The 14707-nt window shown below is 60.1% G+C and carries 13 protein-coding genes; 6 read left to right on the plus strand and 7 right to left on the minus strand.

Annotated features, from left to right (window positions below; genetic code table 11):
* Positions 1–203 precede the first annotated feature (203 nt).
* Positions 204–1013 (plus strand): tRNA cyclic N6-threonylcarbamoyladenosine(37) synthase TcdA, encoded by an 810-nt coding sequence (gene tcdA / locus BOP96_RS21310; RefSeq protein WP_019817865.1) that lies wholly within the window; start codon positions 204–206, stop codon positions 1011–1013.
* A gap of 117 nt (positions 1014–1130) precedes the next feature.
* Here tcdA and BOP96_RS21315 read toward each other — a convergent pair whose 3' ends face one another.
* From BOP96_RS21315 to BOP96_RS21330, 4 genes are all read right to left on the minus strand, one after another.
* The gene (locus tag BOP96_RS21315) at positions 1131–1544 is read right to left on the minus strand and encodes a SufE family protein (protein ID WP_058410371.1); all 414 of its coding nucleotides are present in this window, start codon (positions 1542–1544) and stop codon (positions 1131–1133) included.
* Positions 1541–2746, minus strand: a complete 1206-nt coding sequence (locus BOP96_RS21320) for an aminotransferase class V-fold PLP-dependent enzyme (protein WP_073453968.1) — start codon at positions 2744–2746, stop codon at positions 1541–1543. The genes BOP96_RS21315 and BOP96_RS21320 overlap by 4 nt, the downstream gene beginning before the upstream one ends.
* 68 nt (positions 2747–2814) lie before the next feature.
* Positions 2815–3849: a 2,3,4,5-tetrahydropyridine-2,6-dicarboxylate N-succinyltransferase gene (dapD, locus tag BOP96_RS21325; RefSeq protein ID WP_014717226.1), complete on the minus strand. Its 1035-nt coding sequence runs from the start codon at positions 3847–3849 to the stop codon at positions 2815–2817.
* A gap of 31 nt (positions 3850–3880) precedes the next feature.
* Positions 3881–4189, minus strand: coding sequence for an arsenate reductase (locus BOP96_RS21330; RefSeq protein ID WP_229999207.1), 309 nt, complete (start codon positions 4187–4189; stop codon positions 3881–3883).
* 279 nt (positions 4190–4468) lie between these two features.
* Here BOP96_RS21330 and BOP96_RS21335 point away from each other — a divergent pair, with 279 nt between their 5' ends.
* Positions 4469–6112 (plus strand): Na+/H+ antiporter, encoded by a 1644-nt coding sequence (locus tag BOP96_RS21335; RefSeq protein WP_014717228.1) that lies wholly within the window; start codon positions 4469–4471, stop codon positions 6110–6112.
* Between the two features lie 11 nt (positions 6113–6123).
* On the opposite strand, the gene dapC is transcribed toward BOP96_RS21335, so the two are convergent.
* The 3 genes from dapC to map form a co-directional block, all read right to left on the minus strand.
* Positions 6124–7323, minus strand: a complete 1200-nt coding sequence (gene dapC, locus BOP96_RS21340) for a succinyldiaminopimelate transaminase (protein ID WP_019817861.1) — start codon at positions 7321–7323, stop codon at positions 6124–6126.
* 143 nt (positions 7324–7466) lie between these two features.
* Positions 7467–10169: a [protein-PII] uridylyltransferase gene (locus tag BOP96_RS21345; protein ID WP_073453970.1), complete on the minus strand. Its 2703-nt coding sequence runs from the start codon at positions 10167–10169 to the stop codon at positions 7467–7469.
* 64 nt (positions 10170–10233) lie between these two features.
* The gene (gene map / locus BOP96_RS21350; protein ID WP_073453972.1) at positions 10234–11016 is read right to left on the minus strand and encodes a type I methionyl aminopeptidase; all 783 of its coding nucleotides are present in this window, start codon (positions 11014–11016) and stop codon (positions 10234–10236) included.
* 388 nt (positions 11017–11404) lie between these two features.
* Here map and rpsB point away from each other — a divergent pair, with 388 nt between their 5' ends.
* The 4 genes from rpsB to frr all read left to right on the plus strand — a co-directional run bounded on the left by rpsB (position 11405) and on the right by frr (position 14705).
* A complete protein-coding gene (gene rpsB / locus BOP96_RS21355; protein WP_003189158.1) occupies positions 11405–12142 on the plus strand; it encodes a 30S ribosomal protein S2 in 738 nt (245 codons plus the stop codon).
* Positions 12143–12333: 191 nt separating this feature from the next.
* Positions 12334–13197 (plus strand): translation elongation factor Ts, encoded by an 864-nt coding sequence (gene tsf / locus BOP96_RS21360; protein ID WP_003189160.1) that lies wholly within the window; start codon positions 12334–12336, stop codon positions 13195–13197.
* Between the two features lie 210 nt (positions 13198–13407).
* A complete protein-coding gene (gene pyrH / locus BOP96_RS21365; protein ID WP_003189161.1) occupies positions 13408–14151 on the plus strand; it encodes a UMP kinase in 744 nt (247 codons plus the stop codon).
* Entirely contained in the window at positions 14148–14705 is a 558-nt protein-coding gene (gene frr, locus BOP96_RS21370) for a ribosome recycling factor (RefSeq protein ID WP_003189163.1), read from the plus strand. Before pyrH ends, frr begins: the two co-directional genes overlap by 4 nt.
* Positions 14706–14707: the final 2 nt, after the last annotated feature.

Raw genomic sequence — 14707 nt, forward strand, 5'->3', positions numbered from 1 at the left:
CCAAAGGGTGCGGAACGAAAGAGGTGTCGGCCTGCGCCGAACGGCGCGCATCCTACACTGGCGCTTCCCTGAGCGTACAGCAGACAGAGAAAAGCCGGACGTTAGTCTGCGAAACTCCATCTAAGTTCTTCACTTGTAACTTGTAGCTTAAAACTTGCTGCTGCGTAGCCCTATAATGCGCGCCGGTTTTTGGGGTAATGATGATGAGTACAGAAGATCCGCGGTTTGCAGGCGTTGCCCGCTTGTACGGCCTTGAGGGCCTGGAACGCTTGAAAGCGGCCCATGTGGCGATTGTCGGCGTCGGCGGCGTGGGTTCCTGGGCGGCAGAAGCGATTGCCCGCTGCGGGGTGGGTGAGATTTCGCTGTTTGACCTGGACGATGTCTGCGTCAGCAACAGCAACCGCCAGTTGCATGCCCTGGACAGCACCGTGGGCAAGCCCAAGGTCGAAGTGATGGCTGAGCGCCTGCGCGGCATCAACCCCGATTGCACCGTGCACGCGGTGGCAGACTTCGTCACCCGCGATACCATGGCCGAGTACATCACGCCGACTATCGACTGTGTGATCGACTGCATCGACGCGGTCAACGCCAAGGCGGCGCTGATTGCCTGGTGCAAGCGCCGCAAGATCCAGATCATCACCACCGGCGGCGCCGGTGGGCAGATTGACCCCACGCTGATCCAGGTGTGTGACCTGAACCGCACCTTCAATGACCCGTTGGCCTCGAAAGTGCGCTCTACCTTGCGCCGCGATTATGGCTTTTCGCGTACCGTGACTCGTCATTACAGCGTGCCGTGCGTGTTTTCCACCGAGCAACTGCGCTACCCCAAGCCTGATGGCAGCATCTGCCTGCAGAAGAGTTTTGTCGGTGATGGCGTGAAGCTGGACTGCGCGGGCGGGTTTGGCGCGGTGATGATGGTCACAGCCACGTTCGGCATGGTGGCGGCCACCAAGGCGGTAGACAAGATCGTGGCGGGAGTGCGCAGGCCGTCGGAGCGCATCAAACCCAGCTAAATCTCATTGCCGAACAAAGATCCAAATTGTGGGAGCTGGCTTGCCTGCGATAGCGGTGTGTCAGCCACTGAAAATACTGACTGATTCGCCGCTATCGCAGGCAAGCCAGCTCCCACATTATTTCTGTGTACGCGTCAGGTCTCGCATGCGTTGCAGTACGGCATTCAAGCCATTGCTGCGCGACGGCGATAACTGGCGCGACAAGCCCAGTTGATTGAACCAGTCAGGCAGGTCAACCGCTTGCAGTTCATCAGCCGACAGCCCATTGACCCGCGCCAGCAGCAACGCCACCAATCCACGAATCATCCGCGCCTCGCTGCTCGCCGTAAACTGCCAATGGCCGTCCTGCAAGCGCCCCACCAGCCACACCAGGCTTTCGCAACCGTGCACCAGATTAGCGTCGACCTTTTCGTCATCAGCCAGGGCGGGCAAGCGTTCACCCCATTGCATCAGCACCCGGGCGCGCTGCTCCCAACTGCCAATGGCCTGGAAGGCTTGCAGTGCGGCGTGTGCCTCCAGCGGCAAGCTCATCGCAGCATGTCCAGCGCCTGGTCCAACGCTTCAAAAAAGCGCTCCAGGTCGTCGGAATCGTTGTAGAGCGCCAGTGAAACGCGGATGGCGCCTGACAGATTCATCGCCTTCAACAGCGGCATTGCGCAGTGGTGACCGGCACGCACAGCAATGCCTTGCTCGGTCAGCAGGTGGGCGAGGTCGGCGTTGTGCACGCCCTCCACCACAAAACTCACCAGCGCCACCTGCGGCGATCCCAGCACGCGTACGCCATTGCGTGCCTTAAGCCCACGCAGCAGGTAGTCATGCAGGGCGGCTTCGTGGGCGATCACCGCCGAGGGATCCAGTGAACTCAGGTAATCCAGGCTCGCGCCCAGGCCGATCACACTGGCAATCGGAGGAGTGCCGGCCTCGAAACCCAGCGGCGCGGGGCGAAAGCTGGCGCTGTGGTAGTCGGCCTGTTGCACCATCTCGCCGCCGAACTGCCAGTGGCGCAGGTGGTGCAGGGCCTCATTACGGCCATACAGCACACCCACGCCGTCCGGGCCGTAGAGTTTGTGGCTGGAAAATACGTAGAAGTCGCAGCCCAGGGCCTGCACGTCGTGACGGCCATGGACGATGCCTTGGGCGCCGTCCACCACCGTGAGGGCGCCGTGTGCCTGGGCCATCATCAGCAAGGCTGGCAGCGGCTGCCAGGCACCGAGCACGTTGGATAACTGGCTCACCGCCAGCAAGCGTGTGCGTGGGCCAATCAAGCTGGCCGCGGCGTCCAGGTCGATGACGCCGTCATCGTCCAGAGGCAAGACCACCAGTGTGAGTGCGCGGCGTTTGGCCAATTGCTGCCAGGGCAACAGGTTGGCGTGGTGTTCCAGGGCGCTGATGGCAATCTCATCGCCCGCATTGAATAAGTGCTCCAGGCCATAGGCCAGGAGGTTCAGCGCAGAGGTTGCGCCGTGGGTAAACACGACCTGCCCGCTGTCACCTGCGTTCAACCACTGCGCGACCTTGCTGCGGCTGTCTTCGAACGCCTGGGTCGCATGGGCTCCAGGCAAATGCTGAGCACGGTGCACATTGGCTGCGCCATTGGCGTAGTAATGACTGATGGCATCCAGCAGGGCTTGGGGTTTTTGCGTGGTGGCGGCGCTGTCCAGATAGGTCTGGTCTTGCCGTTGCAGGGTGGCGATGGCCGGGAAATCGGCGCGCCAGGGGGAGGGCACAAGCATGGTGATCAAGACTCGTATAAGCGAGCCGCCCCCGAAGGTGCGGCCCGCTAGTGGCATCGAGTGGCTGCTTAGTTGTGAGCGTGCAGCGCTTCGTTCAGTTCGATGGCCGATTTGTGGGTTTTGCACTCCACGGCACCGGTCTCGGAGTTACGACGGAACAGCAGGTCCGGCTGGCCAGCCAACTCACGCGCCTTGACCACCTTGACCAGTTGGTTCTGCTCGTCCAGCAGGGCAACCTTGGTGCCGGCGGTGATGTAGAGGCCCGACTCCACGGTGTTGCGGTCGCCCAATGGGATACCGGTACCGGCGTTGGCGCCGATCAGGCAGCCTTCGCCCACCTTGATCACGATATTGCCGCCGCCCGACAGGGTGCCCATGGTGGAGCAACCGCCGCCCAGGTCCGAGCCCTTGCCGACGAATACGCCCGCCGATACGCGGCCTTCGATCATGCCCGGGCCTTCGGTGCCCGCATTGAAGTTGACGAAGCCTTCGTGCATCACGGTGGTGCCTTCGCCTACGTACGCGCCCAGGCGGATACGTGCAGCGTCAGCGATACGCACGCCAGCCGGTACGACGTAGTCGGTCATTTTCGGGAACTTGTCCACCGAGAACACTTCCAGCAGGTCGCCACGCAGGCGCGCTTCCAGTTGGCGCTCGGCCAGTTCATTGATGTCGATAGCGCCCTGGCTGGTCCAGGCCACGTTCGGCAACTGCGGGAACACGCCGGCCAGGCTCAGGCCGTGGGGCTTGACTAGGCGATGGGACAGCAGGTGCAGCTTGAGGTAGGCCTCAGGCGTGGAGGTCAGCGCTGCGTCTTCGGCCAGCAAGGTCGCGACCAGCGGCGTGTGGCTTTCGGCCAGGCGGCTGAGCAGGGCGGCCTGGGTAGCATCGACGCCTTTGAGCGCGTCGGCCAGTTGCAGGGCCTGGCTCACGGTGAAGGTGATCGCCTGGTTGCCTTCGGTGTAACCGAGGATCGGTGCGATGGCGGCAACGATTTCAGCCGACGGGTTGAGCAAGGGCTGTGCGTAAAACACTTCCAGCCAAGCACCTTGGCGGTTCTGAGTGCCGACGCCGAAGCCCAGGCTGAACAGGGAATTGGACATGCTGTTACCTCTACAAAAATGGAAGGCTGGCCTACTTGAGGGCCGCCGAATAACTATCTGGCTTGAAGCCAATCAGGGTTCTGTCACCGAGATCGAGCACCGGGCGCTTGATCATCGAGGGTTGTGCGAGCATCAATTCAATGGCTTTCGACTGATCGAGATCGGCTTTGCGTTCGTCTTCGAGTTTGCGAAAGGTGGTGCCCGCACGGTTCAAAACCACCTGCCAACCGTGCTCGTTGCACCATTGGGTCAAGTGTTCGCGGTCGATACCGGCTGTTTTGTAGTCATGGAACTCATAGCTCACCCCGTGCTCATCGAGCCAGGTGCGCGCCTTTTTCATGGTGTCGCAGGCTTTGATGCCGAAAAGGTGCAAGGTTTTGCTTGAAGCACTCAAGGAATTGCCCCCCTTTGGACGTATGAAAATGAAAGATCGCCGATTATGCCACGACCAGCGGGTTTCGGCGCCGCTCGTCAACAGCGTGCGACTTTTGCGCAAAGTGCCAGTGCGCAGCATAGGCGAGTAACATAGCCAGGTAACATAGCCGGGTAATATGGCACTTCAACGGCCAGTTGTTGCCTGATGTGTCGTTGCAAGTCGATTGTCCGGGAAACCCGCGTTATGCAAACCGCCTACACCGTTCTTATCCTGCTGATGCTGGTCAGCCTTTCGCGCCTGGTCGGGCGCATCATCCCACTGCCGTTGCCCCTGGTGCAGATCGCCGCCGGCGCCTTGCTGGCCTGGCCCACGTTGGGGCTGCATGTGGCGCTGGACCCGGAGCTGTTCCTGTTTCTGTTCCTGCCACCGCTGCTGTTTTCCGATGGTTGGCGCATGCCCAAGCGCGAGTTGTGGCGCCTGCGTGGTCCGATCCTGACGTTGGCGGTGGGGCTGGTGCTGTTCACCGTGGTGGGCGCTGGTTACTTTATTCATTGGTTGCTGCCCTCGATCCCCTTGCCGGTGGCCTTTGCCCTGGCAGCGGTTTTATCCCCGACGGACGCCGTGGCAGTGTCGGCCATTTCCCAGAACCGTTTGCCCAAGCCGCTGATGCACATGCTCCAGGGCGAAGCCTTGATGAATGACGCGTCGGGCCTGGTGACCTTCAAATTTGCCCTGGCCGCGGCGTTGACCGGGGTCTTTTCCCTGGCGGATGCCAGCCTGACGTTTGTACTGGTGGCAGTGGGTGGGTTGGCGATCGGCGTGGCGCTGAGCTGGCTGGTCGGCCGCCTGCGCGCCTGGATGATCGCGCGCGGTTGGGATGACCCGGCGACCCATGTGGTGTTCATGTTGCTGCTGCCCTTTGCTGCGTACGTACTGGCTGAACGCCTGGGCGCGTCCGGCATTCTCTCGGCGGTGGCGGCGGGCATGATGCAAAGCTGGCTCGACCTGCTGCCGCGCCAGACCAGCACGCGTTTGCTCAACCGCAGCGTCTGGTCGCTGCTGGAGTTTGCCTTCAATGGCCTGATTTTCCTGCTGCTCGGCCTGCAATTGCCGGACATCATCAAGGCTGTGGTCAGTCATGAAACCACACTGTGGCCCACCTTGATGTATCGCTGCCTGGATGTGGTAGCGATCTTCCTGGTGCTGGTGGTATTGCGCTTTATCTGGGTGCAGAGCATCTGGCGGCTGTCGGGGTTGCTGCGCAGGCTGCGTGGCAAAAGCGCGCTGACCCTGGTGCCGACGGCCCGCTCCTGCTGGTTACTGACCGTCGGCGGTGTTCGCGGAGCGGTGACCCTGGCGGGCGTCATGTCGGTGCCCTTGTTGCTGGCGCCGGGCCAGGATTTCCCTGAGCGTGACCTGCTGATCTTTATCGCTGCCGGGGTGATCCTGCTGTCGCTGGTCGCTGCCTGCATCGCGCTGCCGTTACTGCTGCGTGGCGTCGAAAAAGGCCCGGATGAAAAACGCCACAACGAAGTGCGCGAGGCCTGGAAAAAGACCGCCGTGGCTGCAATCCATGCACTGGAGGCCCAGGAACCCGCTGAAGCCGAAACACCGGACGCCGCTCAAGCGGCACTGGCCACCGAGCTCAAGGCGCGGCTGATGGCGGAGTATCGTCATCAGCTGGACGTGTTTAATGATTCGGCTGAAGCCCAGGCGCTGGCGCTGCAGATGGACCAATTGGAGCGCAAGCTGCGGCTCAAGGCCCTACGCGCGCAACGGTTGGAGTTGTACAGCTTGAGCCGTCATCACCAGATTGGTGATGACGTGTTGAGGGAGGTGTTGGCGGAGTTGGATATGAGCGAGGCGAATTTGGGTCACATGAAGTGACCGGTAGGCCCTTAACGGCGACGCTGGATAAAGTCGCGAATCCGCTCAGCCGCTTCCACGCATTCGGCTAACGGCGCAACCAATGCCAGGCGCACACGCCCCGCGCCAGGGTTAAAGCCGTCCACTTCGCGCGACAGGTAAGACCCCGGCACCACCGTCACATGTTCTTCCACGAACAAATCGCGGCAGAAAGTGGCGTCGTCACCCTCTACATTCGGCCACAGGTAAAAGCCGCCGTCCGGGCTTTGCACGTCCAGCACCGGCTCGAGGATCGCCAGCACCGCGTCGAACTTCTCGCGGTACAGGTCACGGTTGGCCAGTACGTGGGCTTCGTCCTGCCAGGCCGCAATGCTTGCAAGCTGGGTTTGCACGGGCATCGCGCAGCCGTGGTAGGTGCGGTACAGCAAAAAGGCTTTGAGGATCTCGGCGTCGCCGGCCACGAAGCCTGAGCGCAGGCCTGGCAGGTTGGAGCGCTTGGACAGGCTGTGGAACACCACGCAACGCTTGAAGTCCTGGCGCCCCAGCTCGACGCAGGCGCTGAGCAGGCCCGGCGGTGGGGTTTGCTCGTTAAAGTACAACTCGCTGTAGCACTCGTCGGCGGCGATGACGAAGTCATATTCGTCGGCCAGGGCGATGAGTTTTTTCAGGGTGTCGACCGGGATCAGCGCGCCGGTCGGGTTGCCTGGGGAGCACAGGAACAGGATCTGGCAACGTTTCCAGATGTCGGGGGAGACGGCGTCGAAGTCCGGGTTGAAGCCATTGCTGTCCAGGCACGGCAGGTAATGCGGCTTGGCCCCGGCCAGGAACGCGGCGCCTTCGTAGATCTGGTAGAACGGGTTGGGGCTCACCACCAGTGCGTCGTCGCCACGGTTGACCACGGTCTGGGTGAAGGCAAACAGCGCCTCGCGCGTACCGTTGACCGGCAGGATGTTGCGTGCCGGGTCCAGCCAGCCCTTGGGCACGTTGAAGCGACGTTCGCACCAGGCGCCGATGGCTTCGCGCAGGGCCGGAATACCCAAGGTGGTGGGGTACACCGCCATTTGATCGAGGTTATTGCTCAAGGCCTCGGCAACGAAGGCCGGTGAGGTGTGCTTGGGCTCGCCGATGGATAGCGCAATCGGGCGCTTGTCCGGGTTCGGCGTCACGCTGCCGAGCAGAGCGCGCAGTTTCTCGAAGGGGTAGGGCTGCAACTGGTTAAGGGCGTTGTTCATATAAGCCTCTGTCACGGTGAGCGCGGATCCTGTGGGAGCTGGCTTGCCTGCGATGGCCTCACTGCGGTCGACCTGACGCACCGAGGTGTCTGCATCGCAGGCAAGCCAGCTCCCACATGACTCCTGTTCACAAAGTTAAGAATTCAAATGGTCAGGCGCGTTAGCTCGACGCCGGGTTCCTGGCTCACGCTCAATTGCTCCACGATCGCCGCTTGCAAACGCAGGCACAGCTGCGGGTCGGACAGCGGCTGGTTATCGGCATCGGTGATAAAGAACACGTCTTCCACACGCTCGCCCAGGGTCGCAATCTTGGCGTTCTGCAACGACAGGTCGAACTCCAGGAAAATCCCGCCGATGCGTGCCAGCAGGCCCGGGCGATCCGGTGCGCTGAGCTCCAGCACCGTCACCGGTCGCTGTGCGTCGTTGGAGATGGTCACCTGGGGCGCAAAGGCAAAGTGCTTGAGCTGGCGCGGCACCCGGCGCTGGATGATGGTGGGGTAGTCGTCGGGGTTGCGCAGGGCTTCGGTAAGACCTTCGCGGATCTTTTTCACCCGCGCCGGGTTATCGCCAATTGAGTCGCCGTCGGTGTCGAGCACGATGTAGGTGTCGAGGGTGAACTGGCTGCTGGAGGTGATGACCCGGGCGTCGTGGATGTTCAGGTTGAGCTGGTCCATGGCCGCCACGGTCACGGCAAAGAAGTCGTGCTGGTCGGGGGCGTAGATGAAGATCTGCGTGCCGCCTTCGAATTCGCGCTGGGTGGTTTCCTTGATCAGGACCAACGGGCCGCCATCGGCGGGTTGCTGCAGGATCGCGTCGCTGTGCCAGGCCACGTCGCCGGCGGTGTGGCGCAGGAAGTAATCGTCACCCAGTTGCGACCAGAGTTGCTCGACGTCGTCCGGGTCGTTACCGCCGCGCACCAGGATATCCAGGGCTGCACTTTGGGTGCGGCGGATCTGTTCTTCGCGGTCCACCGGGTTCTCCAGGCCACGGCGCAGGGCGCGCTTGGTCTCGGTGTATAGCTGGCGCAACAGGCTGGCGCGCCAGGAGTTCCACAGCGTCGGGTTGGTGGCGTTGATGTCGGAGACGGTCAGCACATACAGGTAATCCAGGCGGGTTTCATCGCCGACGATGCCGGCAAAGTCGTGGATCACCTGCGGGTCGGACAAGTCCTTGCGCTGGGCCGTGGTCGACATCACCAGGTGGTTCTGCACCAGCCAGACAATCAGGCGGCTGTCCCACACCGGCAACTGGTGGCGCTGGCAGAAGGCTTCGGCATCGACCGCGCCGATCTCCGAGTGGTCGCCATGCCTGCCCTTGCCGATGTCGTGGTACAAGCCGGCCAGGTAAATCAACTCGGGCTTGGGCAGCTTGGCCATCAGCTTACTGGCCAGCGGGAATTTCTCTGACACCTGGGTGTACTGCAACTTACGCAGATGCTTGATCAGGTTCAGGGTGTGGGCATCGACGGTATAGATATGGAACAGGTCGTGTTGCATCTGCCCGACGATAAAGCCGAACTCCGGCAGGTAGCGCCCGAGAATGCCGTAGCGGTTCATGCGCCGCAGGTTGCGATGGATGCCGATGCGGCACTTGAACAGCTCGATAAACAGGCTGGTGTTGCGGATATCGTTGCGAAAGTCGTCGTCGATCAGGTGACGGTTTTCCCGCAGCAAGCGGATGGTGTCAGCGCGCACGCCTTTGATCTCCGGCTGCTGGGCCATCAACACAAAGATTTCCAGCATGGCGAACGGTGTGCGGCGGAACACGTTGTCGTTACGCGCTTCGATATAGCCGTCATGCAGTTGGAAACGCGCGTTGATCGGCTGCGGCGGCGCTTCATCTTCGGGAGCCAGGATCACTTCTTCGAAGTGCTGGATGATCAAGTCGCTGAGCTGAGCAATGCTCATGACCACCCGGTAGTACTGCTGCATGAAGCTTTCAATGCTGGTCTTCGCATCTTCGCCTTCAAAGCCCAGAAGGGTAGCGATAGAGCGCTGGTGGTCGAAGAGCAGGCGGTCTTCGGAACGACCAGCCAGCATGTGCAGGGCGTAGCGCACCTTCCACAGGAATTCCTGGGACGAGGCCAGCAGAGTGTTTTCGCTCTCCACCAGAAAGCCTTCGCCAGCCAGGGCGCGCAGGTTCAGCGTGCCGTATTGGCGGCGCGCTACCCACAAAATCGTCTGGATATCCCGCAGCCCGCCCGGTGAGCCTTTGACGTTGGGTTCCAGGTTGTATTCGGTGTCGTTGTACTTGTGGTGCCGGGCTTTTTGTTCGGCGCGCTTGGCCAGGAAAAAGTCTTTGCTTGGCCACATGTGTGCGGTGCTGGTGACTTCGAGCATGCGCTGGCGCAGGCGCTCGGGGCCGCAGATGGTGCGGCTTTCCATCAGGTTGGTGACCACCGTCAAGTCGGCACGGGCCTCTTCGGCGCATTCGTCAACCGAGCGTACGCTCTGGCCGACTTCCAGGCCGATGTCCCACAGCAACGTCAGAAAGCGCTCGATGGAATCGCGAAAGGTCTCGTGATCGGCCTTGTCCAGCAGGATCAGCAGGTCAATGTCGGAGTAGGGGTGCAGTTCGCCGCGACCGTAGCCGCCGACCGCCACCAGGGCGATATCGGCGTCGAAACTCCAATTGAACTGCTCCCAGGCCTTTTGCAGGATGTTATCGACGAACCAGGCGCGGTCTTCGATCAGGCGGCGAATATCCCGGCCACTGCGAAAGCGCGCATCGAGCACCTCGCGGGCTTGGCGGATGGCCTTCTTGAAGGCGGAGATGGGGCTTGCCTTCAATGCCAGCTCGGCCTGGAACTGGCCACGGTCGAAGAGTTCGGGATCCACCTGGGGCATCGATCGGCTTTCCTTTCTATCTATCAGTCAGTCACAACACGCTGTGGGAAAACCTGGGCAGCCTTCAGGCCGAAACGCGTGGGATGGTGTCGTCGGCGCGCAGGGTGAAGATTTCATAACCGGTGTCGGTGACCAGCAGGGTGTGTTCCCACTGGGCCGAGAGCTTGCGGTCCTTGGTGATGGCGGTCCAACCGTCGCCCAACACCTTGGTGTCGGCCTTGCCCTGGTTGATCATCGGTTCGATGGTGAAGGTCATGCCGGCCTTGAGTTCCATGCCGGTGCCCGCACGGCCGTAGTGCAGAATCTGCGGCTCTTCGTGGAACACTTTGCCGATACCATGGCCGCAGAATTCGCGCACCACCGAGAAGCCGTTCTTTTCCGCGTGCTTCTGGATCACTTCGCCAATGTCACCCAAGCGGCAGCCGGGTTTGACGATCTCGATGGCCTTGTACATGCATTCCTGGGTGACCTGGGACAGGCGCTCGGCCCACACCGGCACGTTACCGACGTGGAACATGCGGCTGGTATCGCCGTGGTAACCATCCTTGATCACCGTGATGTCGATGTTCAGGGTGTCGCCGTCTTTCAGTGGTTTGTCGCCCGGAATGCCGTGGCAGACCACGTGGTTGATCGAGGTGCAGATCGACTTGGGGAAACCTTTGTAATTCAGCGGGGCAGGGATGGCTTTTTGCACGTCGACTATATAGTCGTGGCAGATACGGTCCAGCGCTTCGGTGGTGACGCCGGGCTTGACGTGTTCGGCGATCATTTCCAGCACGTCGGCAGCCAGTTTGCCGGCAACGCGCATGCCTGCGATGTCTTCGGCGGTTTTCAAGGTAACGGTCATACAGGCTCTCTCTAGCGCGACGCGCTGAAATCAATACGGTTCACGGGGGGCGCGACAAAGGGTTACAACATTCGCGCAATTCCCAAAAAACGCGATTCTAACAGACGATGCTGGCAAATCATGCGCGTCTGGTGATCGCTTCTCTCTATGAGGTAGAGGCATGTTGGCTGTATTCAAGGGCTTACGCAAAGGCGGCGACCGGCAAATGTGATTGCGGGTTTCGTTTTTGCCGATGCTGTGGTATAAAATGCGCCGCTTTCCGGGGATACCCCGCAAAGCTTAAATCCACACACGTGTCGACACGATGACCTGGGTGCCGGAGGCCTTGATGCCGCTGGTTGGTCATTGGGATACGTGGAGGCCAAACCCGACTTATTAAGGAACTATCATGTCCCAAGTCAACATGCGCGATATGCTGAAGGCCGGTGTGCACTTCGGTCACCAGACCCGTTACTGGAACCCGAAAATGGGTAAGTACATTTTCGGCGCGCGTAACAAGATTCACATTATCAACCTTGAAAAAACCCTGCCAATGTTCAACGAAGCGCTGACTTTCGTAGAGCGTCTGGCCCAGGGCAAAAACAAGATCCTGTTCGTCGGCACCAAGCGTTCCGCTGGCAAGATCGTTGCTGAAGAAGCAGCACGTTGCGGTTCTCCGTACGTCGATCACCGCTGGTTGGGCGGCATGCTGACCAACTTCAAAACCATCCGTGCTTCCATCAAGCGTCTGCGTGACCTTGAAGTACAAGCCGAAGACGGTACTTTCGCCAAGCTGACCAAGAAAGAAGCGCTGATGCGCTCCCGTGATCTGGAAAAGCTCGATCGTTCCCTGGGTGGTATCAAGGACATGGGCGGTCTGCCTGACGCACTGTTCGTGATCGACGTTGATCACGAGCGCATCGCGATCACCGAAGCCAACAAGCTGGGCATCCCGGTTATCGGCGTAGTCGATACCAACAGCAGCCCGGAAGGCGTTGACTACATCATCCCAGGCAACGATGACGCAATCCGCGCTATCCAGCTGTACATGGGTTCGATGGCTGACGCTGTAATCCGTGGCCGCAACCACGTTGCTGGCGGTACCGAGCAGTTCGTTGAAGAAGCTCCGGTAGCTGCCGCTGAGTAACTGACGCCCTGGCGTTGACTCAGTAAGCAAAAAGGGGGCTTGGCCCCCTTTTTGCCACCTCGAAAACCATTTGTCGGCAGCGCAGCTACATTATTTGTAACGTGCAGCGGCCTACAACGGAGATTCGGGAAGAATTGATCGCCCGTTTGATCGGGTGGAATGGTTGAAAACCTATCCAAGAGGATTTTGAAATGGCAGAGATTACTGCAGCGTTGGTTAAAGAACTGCGTGAGCGTACTGGCGAAGGCATGATGGATTGCAAAAAGGCCTTGACCAAGGCCGGCGGCGACATCGAAAAAGCCATTGATGACATGCGTGCTTCCGGCGCCATCAAGGCTGCCAAGAAAGCAGGCAACGTGGCTGCTGAAGGCGCTATCGCTCTGAAAGAAGACGGCAAGTCCGCCGTTCTGCTGGAAGTGAACTCCCAGACCGACTTCCTGGCTCTGCAGGACGACTTCAAGGCATTCGTGGCTGCCAGCGTTGAAAAAGCGTTCGCCGAGAAAATGACTGACGCCGCTCCGCTGATCGAAGCTCAAGAAGCTGATCGCCTGGTACTGGTCGGCAAGGTTGGCGAAAACGTCAACATCCGTCGCCTGGTTCGCGTTGAGGGTGATGTGGTTGGTGGTTACCTGCACGGTAACAAGATCGGTGTTGCAGTTGTTCTGAAAGGCGGCGACGTTGAGCTGGCTAAAGACATCGCAATGCACGTTGCTGCAAGCAACCCTGAGTTCCTGCTGCCTTCGGAAGTGTCTGCCGACGCAATCGAACGTGAAAAAGCTGTGTTCCTGAGCCTCAACGCCGACAAGATCGCCGGCAAGCCAGAGAACATCGTTGAAAACATGATCAAAGGCCGTATCAGCAAGTTCCTGGCTGAAGCAAGCCTGGTTGAGCAGGCGTTCGTCAAGAACCCTGAAATCAAGGTTGGCGAACTGGCCAAGAAGGCCGGTGCTGAAATCGTTTCCTTCACTTACTTCAAAGTAGGCGAAGGCATCGAGAAGCCGGTCGACAACTTCGCTGAAGAAGTTGCTGCCCAGCTGGCTGCCGCCAAGCAATAAGACAGTTCCAAACTGTCGCCGAAAGAGGCTGCCCGCTCACGCGCGCAGCCTCTTTTCAAATGGGAAGGCCAATTTTATTTGGTTTCCTCTCGGAACTGGCTTACAAAGCCGTGTTCCGATGGCGCTGTGACAGCGTCCAGCTAGAGTGAACGCAAGCCGTAAACGGCTCGCCAAGAATTTTTTAAAAATACGCCGCAGGAGAGATTCGCAATGGCTCAGCAGGGCAGTGGTTATCAGGCTCGCTATAAACGCATTCTACTCAAGCTCAGCGGCGAGGCCCTGATGGGCTCGGAAGAGTTCGGGATCGACCCCAAGGTGCTTGACCGCATGGCGCTGGAAGTCGGCCAATTGGTCGGTATCGGTGTGCAGGTCGGCCTGGTGATTGGTGGTGGCAACCTGTTCCGCGGTGCGGCACTCAGTGCTGCCGGTATGGACCGGGTTACCGGCGACCACATGGGCATGCTGGCCACTGTGATGAACGCCCTGGCCATGCGCGACGCCCTGGAGCGCGCCAATATCTCGGCCATCGTGATGTCGGCTATTTCCATGGTTGGCGTGACAGATCATTATGATCGCCGCAAAGCCATGCGCCACCTGAACTCCAAGGAAGTGGTGATCTTTGCCGCTGGCACAGGTAACCCGTTCTTCACCACCGACTCGGCCGCATGCCTGCGTGCTATCGAAATCGATGCCGACGTGGTGTTGAAGGCGACCAAGGTGGATGGCGTTTACACTGCAGACCCATTCAAAGACCCGCATGCCGAGAAGTTCGATCATCTGACCTACGATGAAGTACTGGATCGCAAGCTGGGTGTCATGGACCTGACCGCTATCTGCCTGTGCCGCGACCACAAGATGCCGCTGCGCGTATTTAACATGAACAAGCCCGGCGCCCTGCTGAATATCGTACACGGCGGCGCAGAAGGGACTCTGATCGAGGAAGGCCAACAATGATCAACGAAATCAAGAAAGACGCCCAGGCGCGTATGCAGAAATCCCTGGAATCCTTGAGCCATGCCTTTGGCCAGATCCGTACTGGCAAGGCGCACCCAAGCATCCTGGGCAGCGTGATGGTGCCTTACTACGGTTCCGACACCCCGCTGAGCGGTGTAGCCAACGTGACCGTGAAGGATTCGCGCACCCTGCAAGTTGTGGCCTTCGAGCGCAACATGCTCGCGGCTGTCGACAAGGCTATCCAGAGTGCCGGCCTGAACCTCAACCCGACCAACCTGGGCGAGTTGCTACTGATCTCCATGCCAGCCCTGACCGAAGAAACCCGAAAGGGCTTCACCAAGCAGGCGCGCAGTGCTGCTGAAGATGCGCGCGTTGCCGTGCGTAACATCCGCCGCGATGCGCTGGGCGACCTGAAGAAACTGGTCAAGGATAAGGAAATCAGCGAAGACGAAGAGCGCCGTGCCGTCGCTGATATCGACAAGCTGACCAAGGACGCCGAAGCCCAGATTACCAAGGCGACCGAAGAAAAAGAAAAGGACCTGATGGCCGTATAAGG

This window comes from Pseudomonas sp. FSL W5-0203 (assembly GCF_001896155.1).
GTDB lineage: Bacteria > Pseudomonadota > Gammaproteobacteria > Pseudomonadales > Pseudomonadaceae > Aquipseudomonas > Aquipseudomonas paracarnis.